This window comes from Flavobacterium sp. ACN6 (assembly GCF_002304005.1).
Lineage (GTDB): Bacteria > Bacteroidota > Bacteroidia > Flavobacteriales > Flavobacteriaceae > Flavobacterium.
The window spans coordinates 33,262-58,054 of the sequence record NZ_MRCQ01000019.1 but is presented as its reverse complement, the minus strand read 5'-3'; the positions used below and the strand labels follow the sequence as shown (position 1 = coordinate 58,054).

30 protein-coding genes and 1 pseudogene are annotated in these 24,793 nt (G+C 37.5%); 18 read left to right on the top strand and 13 right to left on the bottom strand.

What is annotated here, in order from left to right:
* Positions 1-8: 8 nt before the first annotated feature.
* Positions 9-233, bottom strand: coding sequence for a hypothetical protein (locus BSF42_RS21185; RefSeq protein ID WP_095955096.1), 225 nt, complete (start codon positions 231-233; stop codon positions 9-11).
* A 147-nt stretch (positions 234-380) separates the two neighbouring features.
* Here BSF42_RS21185 and BSF42_RS21180 point away from each other — a divergent pair, with 147 nt between their 5' ends.
* Positions 381-674 (top strand): hypothetical protein, encoded by a 294-nt coding sequence (locus BSF42_RS21180; protein WP_095955095.1) that lies wholly within the window; start codon positions 381-383, stop codon positions 672-674.
* A 262-nt stretch (positions 675-936) separates the two neighbouring features.
* Positions 937-1,434 (top strand): hypothetical protein, encoded by a 498-nt coding sequence (locus tag BSF42_RS21175; protein WP_095955094.1) that lies wholly within the window; start codon positions 937-939, stop codon positions 1,432-1,434.
* Between the two features lie 9 nt (positions 1,435-1,443).
* Here BSF42_RS21175 and BSF42_RS22775 read toward each other — a convergent pair whose 3' ends face one another.
* Both BSF42_RS22775 and BSF42_RS21170 read right to left on the bottom strand, forming a co-directional pair.
* Positions 1,444-1,578: a hypothetical protein gene (locus BSF42_RS22775; protein ID WP_256385394.1), complete on the bottom strand. Its 135-nt coding sequence runs from the start codon at positions 1,576-1,578 to the stop codon at positions 1,444-1,446.
* A 31-nt stretch (positions 1,579-1,609) separates the two neighbouring features.
* The gene (locus BSF42_RS21170; protein WP_095955093.1) at positions 1,610-2,077 is read right to left on the bottom strand and encodes a JAB domain-containing protein; all 468 of its coding nucleotides are present in this window, start codon (positions 2,075-2,077) and stop codon (positions 1,610-1,612) included.
* A gap of 385 nt (positions 2,078-2,462) precedes the next feature.
* Here BSF42_RS21170 and BSF42_RS21165 point away from each other — a divergent pair, with 385 nt between their 5' ends.
* Positions 2,463-2,708: a hypothetical protein gene (locus BSF42_RS21165; RefSeq protein WP_095955092.1), complete on the top strand. Its 246-nt coding sequence runs from the start codon at positions 2,463-2,465 to the stop codon at positions 2,706-2,708.
* A 57-nt stretch (positions 2,709-2,765) separates the two neighbouring features.
* On the opposite strand, the gene BSF42_RS21160 is transcribed toward BSF42_RS21165, so the two are convergent.
* Positions 2,766-3,212: a response regulator gene (locus tag BSF42_RS21160; protein WP_095955091.1), complete on the bottom strand. Its 447-nt coding sequence runs from the start codon at positions 3,210-3,212 to the stop codon at positions 2,766-2,768.
* Between the two features lie 422 nt (positions 3,213-3,634).
* On the opposite strand from BSF42_RS21160, the gene BSF42_RS21155 reads away from it, so the two are divergent.
* From BSF42_RS21155 to BSF42_RS21135, 5 genes are all read left to right on the top strand, one after another.
* On the top strand, positions 3,635-3,811 hold the full coding sequence (locus tag BSF42_RS21155) for a DUF3606 domain-containing protein (protein ID WP_095955090.1): 177 nt from the start codon (positions 3,635-3,637) through the stop codon (positions 3,809-3,811).
* 4 nt (positions 3,812-3,815) lie between these two features.
* Positions 3,816-4,028: a hypothetical protein gene (locus BSF42_RS21150; protein ID WP_095955089.1), complete on the top strand. Its 213-nt coding sequence runs from the start codon at positions 3,816-3,818 to the stop codon at positions 4,026-4,028.
* Complete coding sequence (locus tag BSF42_RS21145; RefSeq protein WP_095955088.1) at positions 4,009-4,233, top strand: hypothetical protein; 225 nt, start codon at positions 4,009-4,011, stop codon at positions 4,231-4,233. Before BSF42_RS21150 ends, BSF42_RS21145 begins: the two co-directional genes overlap by 20 nt.
* 50 nt (positions 4,234-4,283) lie before the next feature.
* Positions 4,284-4,538, top strand: coding sequence for a hypothetical protein (locus BSF42_RS21140; RefSeq protein WP_141248493.1), 255 nt, complete (start codon positions 4,284-4,286; stop codon positions 4,536-4,538).
* 232 nt (positions 4,539-4,770) lie between these two features.
* Positions 4,771-7,104, top strand: a complete 2,334-nt coding sequence (locus BSF42_RS21135; RefSeq protein ID WP_095955086.1) for an ATP-dependent helicase — start codon at positions 4,771-4,773, stop codon at positions 7,102-7,104.
* A gap of 194 nt (positions 7,105-7,298) precedes the next feature.
* On the opposite strand, the gene xseB is transcribed toward BSF42_RS21135, so the two are convergent.
* Both xseB and xseA read right to left on the bottom strand, forming a co-directional pair.
* The gene (xseB, locus tag BSF42_RS21130; RefSeq protein WP_095955085.1) at positions 7,299-7,505 is read right to left on the bottom strand and encodes an exodeoxyribonuclease VII small subunit; all 207 of its coding nucleotides are present in this window, start codon (positions 7,503-7,505) and stop codon (positions 7,299-7,301) included.
* The gene (gene xseA / locus BSF42_RS21125; protein WP_095955084.1) at positions 7,483-8,919 is read right to left on the bottom strand and encodes an exodeoxyribonuclease VII large subunit; all 1,437 of its coding nucleotides are present in this window, start codon (positions 8,917-8,919) and stop codon (positions 7,483-7,485) included. The genes xseB and xseA overlap by 23 nt, the downstream gene beginning before the upstream one ends.
* A 366-nt stretch (positions 8,920-9,285) precedes the next feature.
* Between xseA and BSF42_RS21120 the strand changes: the two genes are divergently transcribed.
* Positions 9,286-9,807 carry a DUF421 domain-containing protein gene (locus BSF42_RS21120; RefSeq protein WP_095955083.1) on the top strand — a complete coding sequence of 174 codons (522 nt, stop codon included), beginning with the start codon at positions 9,286-9,288 and terminating at the stop codon, positions 9,805-9,807.
* A gap of 526 nt (positions 9,808-10,333) precedes the next feature.
* On the opposite strand, the pseudogene BSF42_RS21110 reads toward BSF42_RS21120, so the two are convergent.
* Positions 10,334-11,647, bottom strand: a pseudogene (locus BSF42_RS21110) (amino acid permease); the annotation flags it as partial.
* 530 nt (positions 11,648-12,177) lie between these two features.
* Between BSF42_RS21110 and BSF42_RS21105 the strand changes: the two are divergent.
* Entirely contained in the window at positions 12,178-12,708 is a 531-nt protein-coding gene (locus tag BSF42_RS21105; protein ID WP_095955081.1) for an RNA polymerase sigma factor, read from the top strand.
* The gene (locus BSF42_RS21100) at positions 12,708-13,496 is read left to right on the top strand and encodes an anti-sigma factor domain-containing protein (protein WP_095955080.1); all 789 of its coding nucleotides are present in this window, start codon (positions 12,708-12,710) and stop codon (positions 13,494-13,496) included. The genes BSF42_RS21105 and BSF42_RS21100 overlap by 1 nt, the downstream gene beginning before the upstream one ends.
* A gap of 839 nt (positions 13,497-14,335) precedes the next feature.
* Here the strand turns inward: BSF42_RS21100 and hemA are convergent.
* The 5 genes from hemA to BSF42_RS21075 all read right to left on the bottom strand — a co-directional run bounded on the left by hemA (position 14,336) and on the right by BSF42_RS21075 (position 18,294).
* Positions 14,336-15,640 carry a glutamyl-tRNA reductase gene (gene hemA, locus BSF42_RS21095; protein WP_095955079.1) on the bottom strand — a complete coding sequence of 435 codons (1,305 nt, stop codon included), beginning with the start codon at positions 15,638-15,640 and terminating at the stop codon, positions 14,336-14,338.
* 223 nt (positions 15,641-15,863) lie between these two features.
* The gene (locus BSF42_RS21090) at positions 15,864-16,454 is read right to left on the bottom strand and encodes a hypothetical protein (RefSeq protein ID WP_095955078.1); all 591 of its coding nucleotides are present in this window, start codon (positions 16,452-16,454) and stop codon (positions 15,864-15,866) included.
* A gap of 20 nt (positions 16,455-16,474) precedes the next feature.
* Complete coding sequence (locus BSF42_RS21085; protein WP_095955077.1) at positions 16,475-16,909, bottom strand: hypothetical protein; 435 nt, start codon at positions 16,907-16,909, stop codon at positions 16,475-16,477.
* Between the two features lie 128 nt (positions 16,910-17,037).
* Positions 17,038-17,877: a DUF5777 family beta-barrel protein gene (locus BSF42_RS21080; protein WP_095955076.1), complete on the bottom strand. Its 840-nt coding sequence runs from the start codon at positions 17,875-17,877 to the stop codon at positions 17,038-17,040.
* Positions 17,878-17,904: 27 nt separating this feature from the next.
* Complete coding sequence (locus BSF42_RS21075; RefSeq protein WP_095955075.1) at positions 17,905-18,294, bottom strand: hypothetical protein; 390 nt, start codon at positions 18,292-18,294, stop codon at positions 17,905-17,907.
* A gap of 171 nt (positions 18,295-18,465) precedes the next feature.
* Between BSF42_RS21075 and BSF42_RS21070 the strand changes: the two genes are divergently transcribed.
* From BSF42_RS21070 to BSF42_RS21045, 6 genes are all read left to right on the top strand, one after another.
* Positions 18,466-18,834, top strand: coding sequence for a hypothetical protein (locus BSF42_RS21070; protein ID WP_095955074.1), 369 nt, complete (start codon positions 18,466-18,468; stop codon positions 18,832-18,834).
* Positions 18,835-18,848: 14 nt separating this feature from the next.
* Positions 18,849-19,388, top strand: a complete 540-nt coding sequence (locus tag BSF42_RS21065; protein WP_095955111.1) for a YceI family protein — start codon at positions 18,849-18,851, stop codon at positions 19,386-19,388.
* Positions 19,389-19,434: 46 nt separating this feature from the next.
* On the top strand, positions 19,435-19,986 hold the full coding sequence (locus tag BSF42_RS21060; protein WP_095955073.1) for a YceI family protein: 552 nt from the start codon (positions 19,435-19,437) through the stop codon (positions 19,984-19,986).
* A 48-nt stretch (positions 19,987-20,034) separates the two neighbouring features.
* Positions 20,035-20,925, top strand: a complete 891-nt coding sequence (locus tag BSF42_RS21055; protein ID WP_095955072.1) for an AraC family transcriptional regulator — start codon at positions 20,035-20,037, stop codon at positions 20,923-20,925.
* A gap of 77 nt (positions 20,926-21,002) precedes the next feature.
* Positions 21,003-22,016 (top strand): ferrochelatase, encoded by a 1,014-nt coding sequence (gene hemH / locus BSF42_RS21050; RefSeq protein WP_095955071.1) that lies wholly within the window; start codon positions 21,003-21,005, stop codon positions 22,014-22,016.
* Between the two features lie 147 nt (positions 22,017-22,163).
* Complete coding sequence (locus tag BSF42_RS21045; protein WP_095955070.1) at positions 22,164-22,718, top strand: fasciclin domain-containing protein; 555 nt, start codon at positions 22,164-22,166, stop codon at positions 22,716-22,718.
* Positions 22,719-23,427: 709 nt separating this feature from the next.
* Here the strand turns inward: BSF42_RS21045 and BSF42_RS21035 are convergent.
* Positions 23,428-23,760, bottom strand: coding sequence for a helix-turn-helix domain-containing protein (locus BSF42_RS21035; protein WP_095955068.1), 333 nt, complete (start codon positions 23,758-23,760; stop codon positions 23,428-23,430).
* 118 nt (positions 23,761-23,878) lie between these two features.
* On the opposite strand from BSF42_RS21035, the gene BSF42_RS21030 reads away from it, so the two are divergent.
* On the top strand, positions 23,879-24,775 hold the full coding sequence (locus BSF42_RS21030) for an SDR family oxidoreductase (RefSeq protein ID WP_095955067.1): 897 nt from the start codon (positions 23,879-23,881) through the stop codon (positions 24,773-24,775).
* Positions 24,776-24,793: the final 18 nt, after the last annotated feature.

Genomic DNA, 24,793 nt, shown 5'->3' with positions numbered 1-24,793 from the left:
TTTCTCCTTTATAATTCGTTTCTTCCGTTATTTCCTAACCTGCTGCTCGTTCCTTGGGGTGCATTACAATATGCTTCTGGATACACCAACCCTGCTCTTTGGGGCAGTTTACCTTTATAAATCCCTGCCTGCGAGTTCCGAGCAAAAGGCAGCCAGATCGTTTGTTTAACAAACGGACATCTGGCCGACTGCAGGAACGAGGCAGTCTTTCCAGCACATAAAAACACCCGCATATCCAAAGCTCTTTTTCAAAACAGCATAAGCGAAATTAGAAAACAGCAGAGGATCCTGCCCATCCCGGCCATATTTTGAACGGGCTGTTTTTAAAGCTTCTGACTATCTTTGAAGAGAGAACATTATGAATTTAAAACGTGGAAATTATGCTGACAGAAAATGATGTGGTGCGGGTTTTTGATACCATTTTGAGTATCCCCGCAATGAATGAAATGGTAAGAATGGATTTGAAGATTTCACGAAAAAATGTGCTCCTGCTCCATCATGTAATGCGGCTCGGCCTGAACCAAAATGAAGCAGGCTCCTCGGTGCTGCTGCAAAGCATTCCAAAGGAAAACACAGCCGAGCTCCAGCAGCTTGCAGAAGAATGCCTGCAGCGGGCCGGACTGACGGAACTCAATGAAAAACTCTCCGGTCTTGGAGCAGACAAAAAGCAGTAAAAATGCAGTGGACGCAGCCTTAAAAAAAGGCTGCGTTCTTTTTTTATATAAGATGATCAAACCGTGTCAAAACAAAATCAAGGGAAATGCAGCAGCATCTTTTTCAAAGCTGTTTTACCTGCTCTGCAAATACAATAACTGTACTGTTTTATAATGACAGAGAATATCTTATATTCGCTGGAGAAAACGCTTTTAAAAAGTTGTAGTAAACATCTGGCGTCAGGAACTAAACTCGCTGCCGGCCTAACTAAAATCAAAAAGAATGAGTTTTGAATTGGATGATATCTATTTTTTAGAAAATTACGAAACCCTTTTGATAATAGAAAATCATATTTATTTATCCAATAGGAAATATTTTTCTATGGAGCATTTTAAAAATGACAGCTGCCGCGATAAGAATCTCATTGTAATAAAGACAGAAGAGATCTTGAAAATAAATTTTAATGACCGGAGTGAACACCTTACTATTGAAACTAAATTAAAGTCATTTGAGCTCCTATTTTTTAGTAACAAAATGATGCTTGGATTTGTTTCCAGGACTTTACCTTTTTTGACTTTAGAACAAACAGAAAAAGAATTAAGCAGCCTTCAAAAATTACTGCCGGCCTTGTTTATTTTTCTAGTAATTACCAGCACCTTGCTATTGTTTGGAATCGAAAATAATTTCATCATATTAATTAGTCTGCCATTTGGATTTGCCGCTTACCTCATATATAAAAGGTATGGAAACAGCAAAAATATATCCTATACTAGACCTTAATAAAAGCTGTCAGGTTAAAAGCCCTGTAACAATGTGAGGTGATCTGCTTTGTCTTTTCGCTGTACTCGAATGGGAAATTAGAATGAGCTGGCTTTCGTAAACCAAAAAACCAGAAATAATAAGGCTGTAACTTCTATTTTTCATTCTATTTTTCTTTTAATACAATTAAAAGGCGCTATAAAGCGCCTTCATCTGCAAAGGAATAGTAGCTTTCAGCAGTTAGGATAAGGTGGTCCAGCAGTTTAATATCCAAAATCGTTCCTGCCTGAGCAATCTTTCTGGTGATCATAATATCGGGCTGTGAAGGAACTGTGCCTCCTGAAGGATGATTGTGGGCAATAATGATTCCTGCTGCGCGGGCTTTAAGGGCTGCAGTAAATAAAACTCTTATATCCACCACTGTTCCTGACATTCCACCTGAGGAAGCTTCATAAAGGCCCAGAACGGTATTGGACTGGCTCAAAAGCAGTACTTTGAACTGCTCTAGAAATTCAATTTTGCAGGGATCCCAGCAGTCTTTCAGAATGGTGTAGGCACATTTGGAGGAGCTGATATGAGGTCTCTCTGAACTTTTTACTTTTGATTTATAAATCAATTCGATTTCTGAAACGATTTTCCAGTTGTTGTCTGCTGTAGTTTTCATGATGCTAAATATTTAAGATTAATTTTAGCACCTCTCCCGGGCAGCGCGAAGCGAGCGCAGAAAGCAACGCAATAAAGCAGGACGGATGTCCTGCATTTATGGGGGAATTTTTTGCAGCGAACCGCACCGCTCTGCCCGACCTTTGTGATGGAATTAACGGTATTTAGATCCCCAGGCGATGCGCCTTAACCGCAGGCTGAAAGTACTGTGGACATACCCTTGAAAACCTGTGTAAAAAAGCTTTGACCGGCCATAAAAAAAATCCAAACTGCATAGCTCTGGAAGTCAGAACAGTGAAAAAAAATTAAAAAAAATCCATAGCAAAAACAAGCCCTAATCCCGCTCGGGTGTTGCCTTTTATGCTCCTATGAGCTATTTTTGCAGTATGAATCACGAAGAAATACAACGCTATTTTGAAAGCAGCCCGCCGCCAGTAGAAGTGGATTGGAAGCCCTGGGCTAAAATTACCAATACACAGGTTTTTTTAAAAAGCTGCTACATAGGAATTAAAAATTTTAATGGTCCTTTGGAAAGATGTCCGGCATGGTGGCACCTTAGGGATTTTTACCTGCATATTAAACGTACTGCTGTAAAGGAAAATACGGCAGCGGAAGAAGCCGTCAGCGAATAGAGAAGCGGTAAAACATATTCTGCAAGCCTTTAGTACTATATTCTAAATTCAAATCCATCAAGCCGGCTGTATTTTTTTCATCCCTTTTCTGATGCTTTTAAAGTCCTGATCCAGCATCTTTTTCAATAACTCTTTCAGGTCTTTAAAACTGGTGGGTTTTACGGCATAATAATCAGCTCCCATCTTATAGGAGCGTGTAATATGCAGAGAGCTGCTGCTGGTGGAAAGCATAATGATCTTTACCTGCTGGAGCTTCCCTTTCCAATTTCGAATTTCCTTCAAACAGTCAAATCCATTTTTACAGGGCATATTGATGTCCAGGAAAACAGCTTCTGGAAGCCGTTTTTCAGCAGCCAGCGCATCGAGCAGTTCTTTTCCATCTACAGCTGATTGGACGATAAACCCCATATCGAGTTCCTCCACTGCATCAGTAAACAGCATTCTATCATCCTCATCATCGTCCGCTAAATAGATAATTCTCTCAGATTTTTGGTGTGGCGCCATGATTTTTAATTTAAAAGTGCATTAAACGAAAAATAGATTTTAAAATCGGCATTGTGATTAAACAACCAGAATTAAATACTAAATTATCAATCACATATAAAAATCGTAACTATAAATTTAAACCTTTTTTTTGAAAAGACGTATCTAAAATGGTAGAATTTTAGTACAGCAGTCTTAAAAAGAACTTTGAATTCCTCTATCAAGATTAAGTGGGAATAGCAGCTGCCCAAAACAGCCCGACAGGTACTGCCCCGAATCAATCTCACCTTCCGCCAAGTTAGAGAAACTTACAGCCTCATAACCTCAACAACAAAACTTAACATCCTGTAAATCATTACAATCCTGTAAAAATCGCTTTTTATAATATAACAGATTTGTTACCCCTGATGCTAACTTTGGGTAAATTCTAAAATTTAAAAATCATGGACGACAAATCGAACACAGCAAAAGAGGATTCTTCTATCCATATAGGCGAACCACTAGAGGTGCAGTACTGGTCTGAAAAACTTAATGTACCCGAGGAAGTATTAAAAAATGCCGTAAGGGCAGCCGGCACCAGTGTGGAAGATTTCATGGAACATCTGGAGCAGAAAAGCTGATCGCATGCCTTGGTATAAAGGGGATTATCCCCCATCTTACAAGAACCAGCCGGCGGCGCTTAGAGAGAAAGCAGTGGAAATAGCCAGCGCACTTCTGCAGGACAGCGCAGATGAAGCAGCAGCAATAGCAGCCGGTCTTAAGCAGGCACGCGAACTATTGACAAATCACAAAGAGAAAAACCACAAAACGGAAAATCATGGAAAACAGCAGCTATAAAGACGAGCACAGCCAGCACGAAGAGCATCGCATTGAAAGGGAATCAGATACTACGCGCCATAGCTCTTCAAAAGAAAGCGCATCTGAAAAAGTACGTCTGAAAGAAGGTCCCTGGCACGATAAACAAGAAACTGAAAAACAGTACAAGCCCGAAGGAAAGAGCATTGAAGAGGCAACCGACCCTTCTAAACTCTCACAATTATAAAGGCTTTATTACAGATAAAATTAAAGAGGTAACACTAAATAAATAAAAAAATGATGTCAAATGAAAATTACGATAACTACGATCAGGATGAACGTAATTATCACGCAGCGGCTGATTCCATAAATTCTGAACTGCTGGAGAAAAAAGATCCAGCAGTCAACCAGCATGAAAATGACACGACTGGCATTCACAAGGATACTTACGAAAATCATAATCATACCGATCCTGATGACCGTGACCCGGACGCCGATAGAAGAACCCTGGATGAGGAAAAAGCTGTTGAAGACGATGATGAGGAAGACTAAACAATCTTCTTTAAAAAAAGGCATTCGGCCAAGCAGAGATCTTGAAGAGAATTTTTTACTATACTAAAGAATTCTCTTCAAGATTTTATTTTGAATTCAAATGTGATTCTTTGCGCAGTGTACTGCGTCTTGCAATAAATTACTAAATTTGTATAAGGGTTCCCCGGTCTGCCCGTGGAGCATAATCACAGCCAAAATAATACGTAAGACCCACAACAATTACTGCTTTACAATGAACGATCCGATTTTAGAAAACCTTAATTCCAGCCAGCTGCAGGCCGTAAAAACCACAGAAGGCTACGTGCGTGTTATTGCGGGAGCAGGATCAGGAAAAACCAAGGCATTGACCTCCAGGTTTGCCTACATCGTAGACAGGCTTGGTATTAATTCCTCCAATATTCTCTGTGTAACCTTTACCAATAAGGCCGCACAGGAAATGAAAAAGCGCGTTAAGGCACTAATCGGAGATATGTATGATGTAAGTTTGATCACCACTTATCACGGCTTCTGCGTAAGGTTCCTGCGCGAGGAAATCAACAAAATACACTACCCCGGAAATTTCATCATACTGGATGCCGAGGATCAAAAAAGCATCCTCCGGGATGTTTTCACCGAACTTCAGATCAATTCCAAGCATCTGACCTTCAAACAGGTGCTTCGTTTTATTTCCAAGCAGAAAAGCACTTCAAATTACCTCTCGTATATACTAGAAAATAAAAGCTTTGAGGCCGATGAAAGCGACTCTTTATCGAGCCGTGTGTTCCAGATTTACCTCGACAAGCAGAAACGCAACTACGCTCTTGATTTTGATGACCTGATCCATTTTACTGCCTTTATATTAGACCACAATGCCGACGTGCTTTTAAAATGGCAGCAGAACCTGCATTATATTCAGGTCGATGAGGCGCAGGACAGCTCAGAAAGCCAGTTCCATCTGGTAGAAATGCTTTCGCGTGTCAATCAAAACCTTTTTCTGGTCGGGGATCCTGACCAGACTATATACGAATGGCGCGGTGCCAAACCGGAGTATCTGGTTGAATTTGACACGATGTTCCCCGATACCCAGACCATTATCATGAACCGCAATTACCGCTCCACCCCTAACATACTCAAAGTAGGCAATCATATCATTAAAAACAATACGGTAAGGGTGGACAAGGATATGATCACCGACAAACCCGAAGGATTTGAAGTGGTGCATTTCCATGGAAAAAATGATTTTGAGGAAAGCCTCTGGATAGCCTCTGAAATCAAGGACATTCTACAGACAGAAAACGCTTCCTATTCAGATGTCACTATCCTGTACCGTTCGAATCATCTCTCGAGAAATATTGAACAGGCGCTTATTAAACAAAACATTCCGTATACTATTTTTGGGGGTATCCGCTTTTTTGAAAGAAAAGAAATAAAGGATGTACTCTCGATGCTGCGCCTGATAGTGCAGGGCGATAACTTCTCCTTTCTGCGCATGCATAACCAGCCCTCGCGGGGTCTTGGCAAAAAATTTCTCGAAAGGCTCAGTCTTCTGGCCGGGGAGCAGAACCTTTCCCTACTTCAGGCACTGGAGCGTAACACGGGCGATAAGGAACTTGCCAAAAAAGGGGCGCTGGATTTCGTAAAACTGATTACCGAGCTCAAAGAAGATGCTAAAACCAAATCCATATCGGATCTGGTCAAAATCATTCTTGATAAAAGCGGTCTTTCGGAACTCTACCGAAAAGACGGTGACCAGGACCGTTTGGAGAATATTAAGGAGCTGGTCAATTCCATGCTCCTGCTTGAAAAGGAAAATAACGCGCCGGTCAATATTTCAGAATACCTGCAGGAAATTGCCTTGTATACCGATTTGGATGCCGAGAGCCAGCAGCAGGATAAGGTAAAACTAATGACCATCCATATTTCCAAAGGACTGGAATTTCCGTATGTTTTTCTATGTGGTTTTTCCGAAGGGGTGCTGCCCAGCGCACTTTCCATTAAGGAAAGAAGAAAACGCGCCATCGAGGAAGAAAGGAGACTGATGTATGTAGCGGTTACCCGCGCTGAGAAAAGGTTTTACATGACCGATTCGGAAGGCTTTAATTTTACCACAGGGCTTAACAAATACCCTTCGCGCTTTCTTTTTGAGATCAGTGAAGAATTTTATATTCGAAAAGGAAAACTCTCCCCTGAAATCATTCAAAACAGTAAATTACAACCAAACAATAACCAGCCTGATAATGACACTGCGTTCAAAGAAGGCGATCTGGTGGTGCATCCAGTTTGGAACAATGGAAAAGTAACAGCGGTGGAGACAGAAAAAAAACAGTATATCGTGGATTTTTTTGAAATAGGAAAACAAAAACCGATCGATTTCAGCTTTAGGGGCCTGAGACCTGCAGATGATCTGGGTCAGACAGCTGCTTTTACCGCACAGGACCTGCAGGAGCATTTGGCCGCTGCACCAAATCCCTTTGAGCAGCATACACCAGACGCTGATCCAAATGTTTTTCCAGATACCCTAAAAACGGATCAAAGTACTGCTGAGAGCGGAACTGAGGAAAAAAAATGGTGGAAGCCCTGGAACTAGCAGTGCAGCTTTTGGGAGGTACTGCCAGTACAATAATTCTTTATATGTAAAACCCCATTATTCAAAGGAAAAATGGGGTTTTACAATTTCGGCTTGGACTGTACAAATACCTGCACTTCATTCAGGTATTCTCTTTACAGGCTTATATATCAGTATAACGCAGTAAAACCCCGTTTTAGTATAAAAATGACCAATCAGCCTGCAGGATTTTCCATACTGCTGATGATTTTACCCACCTCTTCTTCGGTAGATTTGAGTTTGGCCTGGCAGAAAGCAATAAGCTGCGAAGCTCTTTTTACCTTAGCGGCAAGCTCATCCACCGAGATCGTTTCATTTTCTATTTCTTTGGCAATAGCCGTTAGTTCCGCTGCTGCGGTCTCATAAGTCAGTGTGGTTTCCATCGTATTGTATTTTTTCTTTGACCGTGCTTTTCAGCACTGCATCTTTTAATAGTATTTCTATATCTTCCCCTTCGTGTATTTCCGAGGCCCCATTGACAATTTTATTATGTGATCGTATAATGGCATATCCTTTACGCAGTATATTCTCAGGAGACATTAGTTTTATGCTCTGCTGGTAATGCTGCAGATTGTGGTTTTGGGCGCGGAGATACTGATTGGCAGCAGTCTTCAGATTTGCCGTGATATACTGCAGCTCATTTCTTTTCTGCTGCATGATATACTGCGGCCGCTGCAGGGTCTGCTGGGCGGTATAAAGCAGTCTGCCCTGCGCATTGGAAAGCACCTTTCTGCTGTTATGTGCCACATCCTGCCAGATCTCCATCAGCCGCTGTTTATGACCTGAAAGAAGCTCTGCAGCATTATGGGAAATACTGCTTTTGAGTTCATTGAGTTCCTTGTAGTGCTTAAGGAAAAGCTGCTGTGACTTTAATGCAATAGTCCCCTGCAGTGAGAGGATTCTCTGCTCAAAACTGCGGTTATGCGCTATGATAAATTCAGCCGCCTTAGTCGGGGTCTTGGTATGGGTATGGGCCATCATATCGGTAAGACTGATATTTTTCTGATGCCCGATACCGGTGATCACCGGAATGGGAAACTTGGCCGCTGCCCTGGCTATATTGTAATTGTCAAAAATCAGAAAATCGGACTGTGCCCCGCCTCCCCTTGTGATGACAACCGCATCATAGGGTATACCGCTCGTGTACACCTCAATGAGTTTATTTAAAAAGAGCCTGGCATTGTTATCTCCCTGAACCACGGTATGATAATCATCAATTTGGAAAACATATCCAAAATCATTGTGCTGCATGGTATGGCGGAAATCCTCATTTCCTGCCGAACTGCTTGAAGAGATTACCGCCACCCTTTGGATGACCGCTGGAAGGGGGAGTCTGCCGTTAAAGGTGGAATATCCATCTGCCAGTTTTTGGATAAAATCATTTTCCCTTACCAGTCTCTCCAGTGTAGCATTACGCTGCTGTTCGAGAATCCCGAGCATAAAATTACTGTCGATATCCAGAAGATTAACCGAAAGCCCATACAGCGGATGGTAATCCACGCTGAGCAGCACCAGCACATGCAGATTGTTGGTGAAGCGCTGTCCTGTGGTTATTTCAAAATCAAGGATCCGCAGTGCCCCTGCTCCCCATGACTTGCCCAGTATCTTAGCTGTTATGGCATTTCCGGAAACTGCTTTTTCCACCAGTTCAAAGTAATGGTTTTTCTTATCGGCCTTAAAAGAATGATTGGTAATATCCGCCGCCACCCAGTACGTCTGCCCCCTAAAGCGGTCGTTGATCGTGTCCTGGATTTTGTCATTAAGCTGTGAAAGCCTGATATACTGGTCGGATCCCATAAGGTTTAAAAAAGGATTAATTTGCCGTGCTGGTTTTGCTTGGAGTGCTAAGGTACTAATTATAGCACAGAATCTCAAACAAGAGCTCTTCTGCTTACTGCGCCTTCATTTGACTGCGCTTCAAAGTCAGCGATTGCCTTATCACCAAACCATCCTAATGAAAATTCAACAAGCGCCGCAGGGAATTATATAAAATAAGCCGCAGCCGTTATTGTATTTTTAAAGAAGCACTGAAAGATGCACTGCAGTACGGGGCCCGCTAAGCACCCGAACCGGGTGAAAAATTATACAGCACCTGATTGAGATGCACATGCTGACCAGCGGCGGTACTTGCAAAATGCATAATAGTTTTTAAAACAGTATGATATGGAAGAAGTATTTTTTAAGGATTGGACAAGAATCGGACATATTGTTCTGGCTACCATCATAGCATTTGTCACGCTGTTTTTTTTCTTGAGGATCTCAGGTAAGCGCACCTTGTCCAAACTCAATGCCTTTGATTTTGTGGTTACAGTTGCACTGGGATCCACTTTATCGTACATGATGCTGGCTATGGTTCCTCTCGCAGAGGGCGGTGTTGTGCTTTTTTTAATTATTGCACTGCAGTACTTATTTGCGCTGACAGCGCGCTCTTCAAAAAAAGTGGAGAAACTCCTAAATTCAGTGCCCATTCTTATATTTTACAATGGGGAGTTTATTGAAAGGGCCATGGCAAGAGAAGCGGTCACCAAAGACGAGATATATTCTACCATCAGAAAATCGGGCATAGACCAGATTGATGATGTGAAAGCTGTTGTGATGGAACTCAATGGCGAGATTACAGTGGTAAGAAAATCACAAGGCGTCGGTATGAGCTCCTTGGATGATATTAAAGTTGTAAAAACCTAAGATCTAGTTTCTCTGGAATAATTCCAGTATTACAGTTCAATCAGTTGTTACATTACTCAACCATTTGACCGGCAGCGTAACCTGCGTAAGAGTACAAACGGCGATCATTGCTCATTAAGGAAATACATTTCGCTTTTGCTTTGTGTCGTAAGTATTAATCCAATAGCGTAATGACCTCTGAAAGCTTTTCCTGCTGAATAAAAGAAGTAATATACTGCAGTACTTCAGTGCTCTTCTCTGTGGGGCTTTCAAAGGTATTGAGATGAAAATCCTCATCCTGGTCCGAGATATGGATAATCTCAGTGTATCCCTTTGAGATAAGACTCCCTTTTAATTTTAATACTGTGAACTGCTCGTGAGGAGCCAGATCTTTTCTCACCGTGAATCGTATAGCTTTCTGCATTGTAAAAAATCTTCCTGTTTAAGTCATTTCAATTTCAACTCAAATTTAATTATTTTAATAGTATGCCCCGCATAGTGACTGTTAAAATAAGTAAGGTTCAACCTTACTGTATGCTCTAGCTGCTTATTTTTTTATTTTAAACACTTTATAAAATACAAAAAGAATAGCCAGCCAGATAGGAATTAATTCTACAGATAACTTCATATTGGTCATCCACATGATGGATAAAATACCTAATAAAAATACAAAACAGATGTAATTGCTTACTGGATAAAATATTGACGCAAACTTAGTTTTTGTATTTTCCTTGTCTTTTGCCCGTCTAAATTGCAGGTGCGTATACGAAATCATAACCCAGTTAATAACTAAGCAAGAAACTACTAAAGACATTAAAATACTAAACGCCTCTTCCGGAATTACTTTATTTATTAAAATACAAATAGCGGCAAAGCATGAGGAAATTAAAATGGCATAAACCGGTACAGCTTGTTTGTTCAGCTTCTTTAAAAATTTAGGAGCACTTCCTTGATCTGCTAAACCAAATAACATACGTGAGTTGCTGTATACGCTGCTATTATATACTGATAAGGCTGCAGTTAATACAATTAAATTAAGTATATTGGCTATAAGTCGTGTAAAATATATTTTATCGCCAAAGAACTCAAATTCCATTCCGTTTAAGTTTTGAAAAACCATTACAAACGGACTGCTGTCTGTGGTAATTTTCCGCCAAGGGGACAAAGCAAATAAAATGACCAATGCTCCCACATAAAATATAAGGATTCTATAAATTACCTGATTGGTTGCTTTTGGAATGTTTTTTTCTGGATTTTCTGCCTCAGCAGCGGTAATTCCAATAAGTTCTAAGCCGCCAAAAGAGAACATAATTAATGCCATTGCAGCTAATAAACCTTGAAAACTGCCATTAGTCGTTTTTTCAAAAAAGCCTTTTGGAAAGAAACCTCCATCGTTATATAAATTATGAATTGCAGCATGTTCTCCTCCTGTACCGCTTACTAACAAATAAGCACCAAAGAGAATCATTGCAATAATTGCGGCAACTTTTATAATAGAAAACCAAAATTCTGTTTCTCCGTACACTTTTACAGAAGCAAAATTCAAAGCAGTAATAACCAGAAAGAAAAATAAGCTGGATGCCCAAAGCGGAATTTCAGGCCACCAGAACTGCACATAAACACCAATAGCCGTAAGTTCAGCCATACTAACTAAAATATATAAAATCCAGTAATTCCATCCAGATGCAAAACCGGCAAAAGAACCACAGTATTTATAGGCAAAATAACTAAAGCTTCCTGATACAGGTTCCTCGACAACCATTTCTCCAAGTTGTCTCATTATAAAAAAAGCGATAATTCCGGCAACAGCATATCCCAAAATAACAGATGGTCCTGCTAGAACAGCTGCCGGGCCTATACCATTTTCGCACCAGGCAAATTTAAGTCATGTTTTAAAATAATCACTATTCTTAAGCAAAATCTAAGATACTATTATGATTTTATAATAATAAAACAGCCTAAATTTAATTTATAGAATTAAAAACTTAAAATTTTTAAAGGTTTATCGATCTTATACTTTAACGGAATAATATCAGTTAGAAGTCAAATCATGCTAGGCATTATAAGCTGCCTTTAAAATTAGCATTACATTAACGTTTAATTTTTTCAAAGAACTCATTGGGGAAGTGACTTTGCATTTCTACATTATAATTCAAGTAAATCTTTGTTTTATTAACAGCTAAAAATTGATTTATTCCTATTTATGGAAATAGAAAAAGCAACGGTGCAAGAGAAGAACATCAACATAACATAATCCCCGAAAATTGGTATTTTGAAAGTAATATCCTTTATTTCTGCTTTTGGGCCAGTTACGTAAAAAATAAATTACCTTTATCCGGCATTACCACTTTATAAGAAATTAAAATTTATTTAAGCTTTAAATCCAATCCTATGAGCCAAGAAGAATTATTGGTACTAATCCGCAAAAAAGATGAAAGAGCTTTCACCCATCTCTACGATATGTACTCAAAAAGCTTATTTTCGGTCATAAATGTTCTGGTAAAAAACCGGGAAGAAGCCGAAGATGTCCTGCAGGAAGTCTTTGTAAAAATCTGGAAAAACATCGATAGTTACAGTGAAAGCAAGGGCAGGTTCTACACATGGATCCTTAATATTGCAAGGAACACATCGATTGACAGGCTGCGGTCCAAAAATTTCAACAACAACCAAAAAAACCTTTCTTCGGATAATTTCGTAAATCTATTAGATGATAGCAACAAGCTCACAAACAGAATTGATTCTATAGGAATTCAGGAATTCGTAAAAAAACTGAAACCAAAATGTATCGAGATTATTGATCTGCTATTCTTTAAGGGATATACCCAGCAAGAAGCATCGGAAGAGCTTGCCATGCCGCTGGGCACTATCAAAACACAAAACAGAAACTGTATCAACGATTTAAGAAATTATTTAAAGATATAATGGAAGATAAGGAATATATTGAATCAGGCATTTTAGAACTTTACGTTTACGGCCTGCTGACAGAAAAAGAGAACCTGGAAATTGCCGAACTTGCTAGAAAAAACCCTGAGGTTGAAAGTGAAATCATTGCTATAGAAAAAGCTGTCTCAGCCTTATCATCAAGCTTCTCACCTTTCCATTCGGTTGCCAATTTCGAGAAAACAAAAGCTCTTTTAGAGCTTAACGATGGTAAAGTTATCAATATAAAATCAGCATCAAACCGTTCGCAGTACTTGAGCTGGGCGGCTGCCGTATTACTGCTCTTAGGTTTTGGATATCAGACTTTAGAACTGGCAAAATCTAAACAGGCAGTCTCTGAGGCTGGAGGCGAAAAAAATAAAATTGAAAGAGAATATGCTTTTTTAGACCAGCAGAATAAACAGACTGAGAAAAATCTGAGCATTGTGAGAGACATTAAAAACACAAGCGTTACTCTGGGCGGACAATCAGTATCTCCGGCATCATTTGCAAAAGTGTATTGGAACAAAGAAACAAAAACGACTTATATCGACGCGGCAGGTCTGCCAAACCCTCCAAAAGGAATGGTTTACCAGGTTTGGTCTTTAAAACTAAGTCCGGTGCTTACACCGACAAGTATTGGTCTGCTGGATAATTTTGAAGAAAACTCTCAAAAAATCTTCGCTGTAAGCCAAACCGATTCAGCTGAAGCTTTTGGCATCACGTTGGAACCTGCAGGAGGAAGCCTTACACCTACAATGGAGCAGCTTTATACTTTAGGAAAAGTCTAATTCCATAAAAAGTCCTAACTAAAAAGCGCATATTGATACTATTCAATATGCGCTTTTTGGGATTCAATACTGCACTCTGGCGGAACTTTACCCAAACCCCTTAGCCATTGTAAAAAATCTAAAATCATCGTCAAATTTTGATTTGAATAGTTTCTAATAGTTTATTTTTTTGCAGCCTAAGTAGAATTTTAAAGCCTGCTTTCAATAATTAGATATTTTCGACTGATACTTTATTTTGATTAAAAAGTTTAAGTTTAACATTTTTAGCGTTTAGCGCCGACGATGTTTATAAACCATTTTTGACCAGCAATTTCAAATAGTAATCTTTCAACTTGAAAAATTAGATAAAGTACGTTAAAAGTTAACAGAATTCGAAAGCCAAAAATGGAATAGCCCCCATACTCCCTTTTTTAAAATTTCTAGTAATTGAAATAATGAAAACCCATTAAATCGTTAACTATTTATCATTTATTGAATTTTCCACTCTCACTCTCTGATTATCAATTATTGCTCAGCTGAGGCAGAAAATTAGTTTACTCCTCAAGCGTTTGGTAAGCCGGCCTGCCTTTTTTATAACATGGATCAATGACGTGAGGCAATTTATAGTAAAAAAGCTAATTATAAAATTAATTAATAATCATGTAATTACCACCAAATTAATTAGTCTAACTTTACCAAATGAGGAATTGATTACTCCCATGCAGAATTAAGTAAACATTTTTTGGAAGATTATGTTTATGGACAAGCCCGTCGCAGCGTGCAGCGCAGCTGACGGGTTCTATTTTTGTAACTTGCTTCAGAACTTTGCTGTAAGTTTGAAACTGAAGCTGATTAAGCATTTATGACAGATTGATTTTGTATTTTTCTTCTATTGGTGAAGAAGCCTTATTCGGTGCAAGCTGTCCTATCTGAAATACTTTTTCAATGAATTCAATGCTTTGATCCACTGAAGTGTTTTCATTTTTTAAATGGCTGGCAAAATGGTTTGTTAATTTTTGAATAATTCTTGAACTGATTAAATCCATCTGTGCATCATCAAAATGGGTTGTTTTCTTTTTTTGAAAAGCAAATTCTGCTGATACAATATCATTTAGCTTGGATTTTAAGGCATGAATAGTCGGAGCACATTTTCGGCCGTTCACCCAGGTATTCAGTTCTAATTTCAGATCATCAATAATGGCTTCCGCAGCAGGAATATGCTGTTTTCTTTTCTCCAGCGTATCATCCGTAATTTGAGATAAATTATCCAGATGTATTAAAGTTACACCGGGGATTTCTTCTACATTGGCATCTACATTGCGCGGGATGGATAAATCCAGAATCAATAAGGGTTTCTGTAAAGCAAGCGATGTTTTGTCAATAGTGGGATTTTGTGCTCCTGTAGCTACAACCAGCACATCAGCCTGCTGCAGTTCCTGTTTTAAATCAGCATAATCTTTTACAATAACATTCAGCTTGCCGGCCAATAATTCGGCTTTGTTTTTTGTTCTGTTTATAAGGGCAATATGGCTGTTTTTAGTATGTTTTACTAAGTTTTCGCACGTATTTCTTCCTATTTTCCCCGTTCCGAATAACAAAATATTTTTGTTTCCAATATCGGCCACATTTCGGATAATATACTGCACTGATGCAAAAGAAACTGAAGTTGCACCGGAAGAAATTTTCGTCTCCGTTTTAACTTTTTTGCTCGCTTGAATAACAGTATTTACCAGCCGGTCCAGAAATGTATTGACCAAACCTTCCCGTTTACTATTGCTAAAGGCGGTTTTAATCTGGCTGATGATTTCAAAATCACCCAGAATCTGACTGTCTAAACCTGTTCCTACCCGGAACATGTGGCTGACAGCTTCTTCATTCTTATATATATAAGCAGCCTGCTGAAATTCTTCTACAGAGCCATTGCTGTTCTCGCAAAGCAATTTGATGAGTTCATAAGGATGATGGGCAAAACCATAAATTTCAGTTCTATTACAAGTAGAAGTAACAATCAAAGATTCTATACCTTCTGCTTTAGCTTGTAATAATAAATCAGATTGTGCTTTAGCATCTAGACTAAATTTTCCTCTGATAACTGCATCTGCTTTCTTGTAGCTTAACCCCAATGCATAAAAAGTGGAGGATCTGGACATAGTAAAATTTTCCATATTTATGTTTTCCTTAAAAGGTTCAAAAATTATTGCCTGCAGAATTTATATAACAGCGCCGGAAGTGCTTTTTACATCACTATGGAATAAATGGACCTAAACTGCGGTTTTATATAATTTACAGGTATTATAAAGCTGACAGGTTTTGAAAAATATTTATATACTTCAAATAGTATTGAAATATAAAACGCTGCCTTTTTCAGGCAGCGTTTTGAGAAAAAATTTATTTTTGAACTATAGGAGTTCTCAATGATTCTAAAACAGCAACAATATCAGTATAAAGTTCTGTATTTGAAGCAACGCCATTCGCATTGGCCGCAGCTCCAACATATCCTTCAAATTTTGTATAATCTGCACTGCTTGATTTTGTTCCCATACGAGGATTTTTTGCAGGATCATGCGCAGCTGACATACTCAAACCAGAATATGTATTTACAGCATTTGTTCCTCCCGTATTAAACGAAAAGAAATCAGTAAGGTTATCTGATAATTTAGCAATATTGGTAGACTGGGTAGTTCCAGTTTCTGCTAATAAAGGGGCAAAATGTGCCTGCAGATTACCTGACGCGTTCGATTGGATATCAGCAACAATCAATCCGATAGTTGAATTTACCACTTTGCGGAAACTCAAACGTCCCTGCTCGATCATCTGGCCGGAATTATCAGGATCAGAAACCATTTTAGTTCCGCCTAAACGCTCGTAGATAGAAGCCTTAACAGGTGCTGGGGTTTCGTCGTCATTACTGCTGCAGGAAATCATAGCTGCCGATGCAGCAATTAGTACACTAAGTGTAAGTTTTGAATAAACTTTCATAAATTTAAAGTATTAAAGGGTTAATTAAAAAAACGATTTATTTTTTGAGACACTCTATAGCTCAAACTATTTTGATTCATTGGGCATACTTCTTTGTCTGCTAAATTGGCCGGCAGTATATAACGCTGCGCATCGTAACGACCTTTAGCCATCAGCTCGTTGAAAACTTTCTCAGAGTTTGTAATTTTATTATTGTGGAAGTACACCACAACATTTCTTTTAACGATGATAGAGTCTGATGTCAGGCCTTTTATGCTTCTCAGGTCGGCACAGATTTTTCTGGCCTGCAGAGAATCGATGTCTGATTTAAAATCTATTCTGCTTACCTGAAGATTCGGGGTGTCATAAACGGGCGGTTTGGCCGTTATAATGTGAAAAAGCAAAATCGCGGCAAACAGTACAAATATGCCGCTCAGAATTAAAAGTCCTTTTTTGATTATTTTATTAGTTTTCATAATTTTTATGGTTTTAAAATTATCTACGTGTACTTGATCAATGCGGTTTTAGAAATAGCAATAAATCGATCAATTTAGAATCATTTTAAATACAGAAATTACCTAATAATTTAATTATAAAGCAGATACTAGAAAACCCTGGCAAGATTAAATCCAAAAAATATATCTCCTTTTGTCCAGTCGCCAGTGGTTCTTCCCAGATACCCAGCCTCATCAATTGCCTGTGAACTGGTAAAATGCATCTGGAAAACATGACCGCCGGTTTCCAGATCAAAACCAATAGACAGCGGATTTTTATAGAGAGAATTTGACGCCCTGTTTAAATGCGCCGCATAATCCATATTTAAAGACCAGCGCTTAGCGAATTTATACCTCCCTCCAAATCCTATCGCATATTGGGAATTGCTTTGGTCTACGTCTTCAACAAAATTTTGATGAAAGAATGACGGCACAATTTCTAAAGAGAGCTTTTCAGAAAATTTTCTGGAAATCAGCAGCTGCGCAACATAAGTAAGCCTGTCTTTAAATTGAAGTTTCGGATACAGACTTTCTTTTAATGTGTTATTAATAGACAAACTATTGAACCCGGCGATAGTAACAGGCAAACCGTCTTTTATTTGAGCAAACAGCATATATTTTGTTGCAAAGTCATAAGCAAATTCACTTCTGGCTGCACTTACATTAAGTCCATTTGTTACACCGTAAATAAATTTAATCTGCGTATTGGCATTATCGAGTCCATAAAAACCTTCAAAACCATCTTTAATAGAGCCGAATCGGTGTGCAACAACAAAATACAAATCGCCTTTTGCGGCCAATTTTGTAGATTCGAGATTAACGATTTTTAAGGCTTTGAATGCAGATGTCACTTTTTCTTTTGCAGAAGGAGTTTCTACTCCAGACAATAAATCGGTTTGGGAAAAGGTTAAAAGCGGAAATAAAAAAAATAATAGAATAAAGTTTTTCATGTGGTTAGTTTTAAATTGTTATTTGGATTAGTGTACAACTGAAGATTGGTCTATTTTAAATTCCTGGAGCAGTTCGTCATATCCTAAAAAACGCCCTTTAATTTTTAGGTTTTTCCCGGATATAATATTTTGCGGCAAACGGCCTTTGAATGTCACAAATACTTTTTCGCCCATAACAATTCCATTGCCGGCTTTATCGATACTAGTTACCCTTGCAGATAGTTCAATTGTTTTGTCCTGATATTTGATGTAAGCCAGAGAGTCGTTTGAAGTAAACTCTCTCTCCAGTCCGCTGACCGTTACAGCATAATCGGCAGTTTCTGATTCTATATTTCTATGCCCTTTGTAGATGTAGAGGTACGCTGAAATTCCGATTATTATAAAAAGGAAAATTGTAATTAGTATTTTTTTTCTCATAACTGGTTTTTAGTATTTCAAATTATCTACGTTAAAAAATACCTATTGGATTTAAAACATTAAATATGCCTCTTGCCAAATCTGTATTATTCTTTTCAACGTATATGATTTTGAAATGCCTGATGATCCTTAAAAAAATCATGCATTTATTTATAACTAAAAACCAATCTTATGAATTTAAAAACCCTTTTCGCCATTTCATCATTAGCATCAATTTTTGTAAGTTGTGCCAACGATGATCCAAGTACTTTAATTGACTCTACACCAATTAATGGTTTGGCAACATACAACCAAAATGTAAAATCTATTATTGATAATAACTGTGTTGTATGCCATGCGGCAGTTCCTAAAAATGGCGCGCCAATGTCTTTAGTTACTTATGAACAGGTGAAAAATGCAGTTTTAAACCGTGGACTGCTGACACGAATTTCTTTAGAAAATGGAGATAGTTCCTTAATGCCGCAAGGTGGACCAAGATTGCCTCAAGCTACTATCGACATTATAAAAAAATGGAATCAGGATGGATTATTAGAAAAATAATCTATAACAGCAACATGAAGAAAATCATAATAATGCCAATGCTATTGGCTTCTTTTATTGTTTTTTCACAGGAAAAAATAGTAACTAAATCTGCAACAATAACTCTGGAAGCTTCAGTACCTTCTTTTCAGCCGGTTGCAGGAACTAACAGCAATATAACTTTTGTTTTGAATCCCGCAACTGGAGAAGTAGCAAGTCTGGCTTTAATGAAAGGATTCCAGTTTGAAATGGCATTGATGGAAGAACATTTTAATGAAAATTACATGGAAACCGATAAATATCCAAAAGCTATTTTTAGAGGGCAAATAGAAGGATTCGACATTAAAAATCTAACTGAAGATTATAAAGATTATATCATAAAAGGAAAATTAGAATTACATGGGAAATCCAAGGATATAAGTGTCGATGCAAAAATTACAAGATCGGGTTCCAGAGTCACCCTTATATCTGATTTTGAAGTAAATGCAAGTGATTTCAACATTCCAATTCCAGCGCTTATTAAATATAAACTGGATAATAAAGTCAAAATTCAAATTATTGCAGTTTTAAAATAAGACTGCGCAAAACAGGATGATTTTATAAAAAAATAAAGGCGAAATAATGAAAAAAACAATACTTATTGCAATGCTGTGTGTTTGCGCCATTGGCGTATCACAAGAAAAAATGGTCAGTAAATCAGCAAAAGTTACTTTTGAAGCTTCCGTTCCTTCTTTTGAAGAAGTTAAAGCAGTAAACAAGAATGTTACTTTTGTTTTGAATCCAGCAACAGGAGAGATTGCAAGTTTGGCCCTGATGAAAGGTTTCCAGTTTAAGGTTGCTTTAATGGAAGAACACTTTAATGAAAATTACATCGAAAGTGACCAATATCCAAAAGCAGTATTTAAAGGAAAAATAGAAGGTTTTGATCTTCAAAGCCTAACAGTAAATCCGAAAGATTTTATCATTAAAGGTACATTAGAACTTCACGGAAAATCCAGGGATATAAATACTGCTGCAAGGATAAGCAGATCATCATCAGGGGTTAGCATTTCATGTAATTTTAGTGTAAATGCTAGTGATTTTAATATTGAAATTCCAAATTTGGTTAAAAGTAAGCTTTCCAATAAAATAAATATCCAGGTTGCCGCAGTCTTAGGGTCCAATAGGCAATAACCGCCTAAAAACTATCTTGAAAAGTCAATAATTTTTTATATAAAAAAAATGCAGGAAGAAATAAAAATTGAGGACGGTCTTACCCTTATTCGTTTCCAGAACGACAGTTCAGAATCTTTTTTTGCACAGCACGAAATTAGTGCTGGCCTGTTACAGTTTCATTTCGGACTAAAAGGCAATGCATTGTTTTTGTCCAATCATGATCATTGTGCTTTAGAATTGAAAGAGGAAAAATCCCTGATTTTGTGCAATCTGCAGCATCAGTCATTGCTTAAGTTAGAACTTTCTCCAAATTCATGGGTGATTTCTGTTATTGTTTCGATTAATAAATTTCACTCGTTATTTTCCGTTCAGGCAGATTATATTTCTATTTTAAGCCCCGATAAGAAGAAAAAAAAGTATTATGCCGAAGGGACCATTTGTCCTTCTATGGCTGTTGTTTTGAGCCAGCTGTTTCATTACAGCCTTCATCCTTCCCTAAAGAACCTTTATTATAAAGGAAAAGGATATGAATTATTGAGTTTGTATTTCAATAAAATGGAAGATCCAAACGCAGTGCAATGTCCATTTTTGATTGATGAAGATAACGTGCTGAAAATCAAAAAAGCCAGAGAAATACTTATCGCTAATATGGCCGAACCGCCAGGATTGCAGCAGCTGGCAGATGAAATTGGACTGAATATGAAAAAATTAAAAATAGGCTTCAAACAAATTTATGGTGATACGGTATACGGTTTTCTGTTTGACTACAAAATGGATTTCGCCTTAAAACTATTGGACAGCGGTTCTTACAATGTAAATGAAGTCGGGCTGAAAATAGGATACAGCACCGGAAGCCACTTTATTGCTGGATTCAAGAAAAAATTTTCCACAACCCCAAAAAGATATCTGATGTCCATTAATACCAATCATAAGAACAGTATCGCTTTTATAGATTAGGGCATAAATAAAATATATTGATTAATTTTAAGAAGCAACAAGTACTGAGTTTGAGGAAAATTAAAACAAAAACGATAATGAAAGGCGTATTATTAGTAAATCTTGGGTCTCCAGAAAGTCCAACTCCAAAAGATGTAAAACCTTATTTAGATGAATTTTTAATGGATAAATACGTGATCGACGTTCCGTATTTATTGAGAGCATTATTGGTTCGCGGTATTATTTTAAGAAAAAGACCAGAAGAATCAGCGCACGCTTACGCAAAAATTTGGTGGGATGAAGGTTCTCCTTTGGTAGTATTGTCTGAAAGAATGCAGAAAAAGGTTCAGCCTCTTGTAAATGTTCCAGTTTCTTTAGCGATGCGTTACGGAAGCATGACAATAGAAAAAGGACTTCAGGAATTAAGTGATAAAGGAGTTACAGACGTAATGCTTTTTCCTTTGTATCCGCAATATGCAATGGCTTCAACTTTAACTATTTTAGTAAAGGCCGAAGAAATTCGCAAGAAGAAATTCCCTCACATGAAATTTACAGATGTTCCGGCATTTTACAATAAACCGGATTACATCAAAAACTTAGCCGATTCCATTCAGAAACATTTAAATGGTTTTGATTACGATCATTTATTGTTTTCTTACCACGGAATTCCAGAACGTCATATTCGCAAAACCGATGTGACTAAATCGCATTGTAAAATTGACGGATCTTGTTGCAACACGCCTTCGCCAGCGCATGATTTTTGTTATCGTCACCAATGTTACGAAACAACAAGACAAGTCGTAAAATTATTAGGTCTTTCAGAAGACAAATACAGTCTGACATTTCAATCGCGTTTGGCGGGAGATAAATGGTTAGAGCCTTATACTGATATTGAAATTGACAAAATGCCGGCAAAAGGAATTAAAAATCTGGCTGTTGTAACACCTGCCTTCGTTTCGGATTGTTTAGAAACGCTCGAAGAAATCGCCATGCGCGCCAAAGAAGATTTTGAGAAAAATGGAGGGGAAAATTTCCTGGCTATTCCCTGTTTGAATGACGACCAGAAGTGGTGCCAGACTGTTAGCAACTGGATTAATGAGTGGGCTGAATAATGCTAAAATAACAATAGGGAATATTGGAGCTTTCATTATCAATATATCAATTCGCCTCTTGTATTCATTTTAATTTATTTTTTACCTCTTTTAAAACCAAAAAGAATATTAAAGCGTAAATGACTTTATAACTTAAAAAAAGTAATTATGAAAACTAGAAAATTTTTAGCAGCAGCAATCCTGGCATTAGGATTTGGATTGACATCATTTGCACAAAAAACAGTAATGGTTGGTGGAGCAGCTATGTATCCTAATAAAAATATTATAGAAAATGCGGTAAACTCAAAGGATCATACCACCTTGGTAGCAGCAGTAAAAGCAGCAGGATTAGTTGAAACTTTACAAGGTAAAGGGCCATTTACTGTTTTTGCACCAACAAATGAAGCATTTAGTAAATTGCCGGCTGGAACTGTTGAAACATTATTGAAACCTGAGAATATTAAATCATTACAAACTATATTGACATATCATGTAGTGGCCGGTAAAATGAATAGTTCTGATATTGCAAAAGCAATAAAAGCTGGTAAAGGAAAAGCTTCTTTAAAAACAGTTAGCGGCGGAACTCTAACTGCCTGGATGGATGGAAAAGATTTGTACATTAGTGACGAAAGTGGCAATAAAGCTAAAGTTACAATTTCAGATGTAAATCAATCTAATGGTGTCATACATGTAGTGGATACAGTACTGCTTCCAAAAATGTAGTTTGCTGAAACTAAGCCACTCTGCACTGAAAGTGCAGAGGTTTGTTTTGACGAGAGACTGAAAGTCTCTCAATTTTGAAAACTTTTTATCAAAACTAAAAAATTCAAAAGATTATATTTTTTCGCATTACTAAAGTACTGCAATAAATTGCAGGGTTTTAAACCCGAATCTGAGACCAATAAATTACAATTAAGCCCTGAAATTTCAGGGCTTTTTATATAATTACTATGCGACAAAATAGTAATATTCAGTTGTATAAGAGATTTTGATTACCATTTTATTGCCAGCTCAAAACTTTAAATGTAAGGAATTGATATCTTTTTTTTACAAAAAATTAAGGCTGTCTCTTTTTATTTTGGGTAAAATAATACATAAAACTAAATATATTTCTGCTTCAATCCCCAACAGGACATCTAAACCAAAATACTGAAGACATAGAAAGACAGCCTCTACTTCCAGTACGCCAATCTCTTTAAATCCTCCATAAAATGGTTTGTAATCTGTCCTTTAGGGGTCACAAAGCCAAATGGCGCCAATTGAAGACAATTGGCGCCATTTTTTTTCACATATCCTCAAAATATAAGTTTTACTCGTTTTTATTAATTTGTTTTTTTAAGCGGCTACGAAGATATAAAGGGAAAATTTCACCAATAAAGGCGAAAACAATGCTTAAAAAAGAAATGCTAAGTGTTAGATTTGAACAAGCAAACTAAACCAAATTTTCCAATCCAAAAGCAGCTATTTGATCTATAATTGGTAAAGTCTTCAAACCCAGTTCTGTTAATGTATATTCTACTCTTGGAGGGATTTCAGGATAGGCCTTTTTACTGACCAGTTTGTTTTCTACCAGAGAATTCAATTCCTGAATCAGCATTTTTTCACTAATACCTACTACAGCTCTTTTAAGTTCTCCATATCTAATGGTTCTGCTATTAAGCTGATACAAAATCATCATTGTCCATTTTCCTCCCAATAAGCCTAGAGCTTTTTTTACCGGGCAATTTTCGTCACATGCATTAATTATTTTCAGATTTTTTTCCATTGATTTTCAATATTTCTAACTATTTGGTAAGTACCCAACTAAAACGTAAGTACTTGTACAAAAGTAAGTTATTAATTAGTTTTACCAAAAAATTAAAACAATTAAATAAAAAAATAAAATGAAAGTATTAGTATTTGGAGCCACAGGTTCACAGCAATTTCATGTAATTGGAGAAGCAAAAAATAAAGGCGCAATTGTTTATGCTGCTACAAGTTCAGAAAAAAACTTTTCAAAACTAGAAAACGCTGGTGCAATCCCTGTATTAGGCGATATGTCTGATGCAATAAAAATGAAAGAAATCACTAAGGAAATTGATGCTGTTGCTTTGCTGATTCCTGTTTCCTTGCCTAATCCGGCAGATGGATTTCAACTTGCCAAAAATGTAATTGATGCAGCTAAGGAAAATGGCGTAAAAATGATAGTTTGGAATACCAGCGGATTTCTGGCACCGCAAAAATTAGGAATTCCTATGGAAGATGTAAAGCTGGATACCAAGGAATATCTTCAAAATTGCGGAGTACCCTATGTTATTATTGAGCCATCTATTTATGCTGAAAATTTATTGGCTCCTTATACAACCGATTATGTAAAAAGTGAAAAAAAAGTAGCTTACCCAACTCCGGAAGATATGCCTATTGGTTATATTGCATCAAGAGATGTCAGCTCTTTTGTGGCAGAAGCTTTATACAAACCAGAACTATCTGGACAATCCTTTCTTGTGAGCGGTTTGGATAACCTAAAAGGAAATGGTCTTGCCGAAAAATTCTCTCTTGGTTTGGGCGATAAAATTGATTTCTACGCAATGCCTCCGCAAGAATTCGGGGATAAATTAAGTATTCTTGTTGGAGAAGAAAGCGCCAGAGGTGTGCAAGGATATTATGAAATGTTGGCAAGTCTGCCAGTATATCCCACAAAATTCAATCCTAACTTGCAGGAGGTTTTAGAAAAACTGCCTGTAAGAATGACTCCAATAGAAGAATGGGTTAAAATCCATAAAGATTTTTTTATTGACTAAATTGTAAAAAAAGCAGCA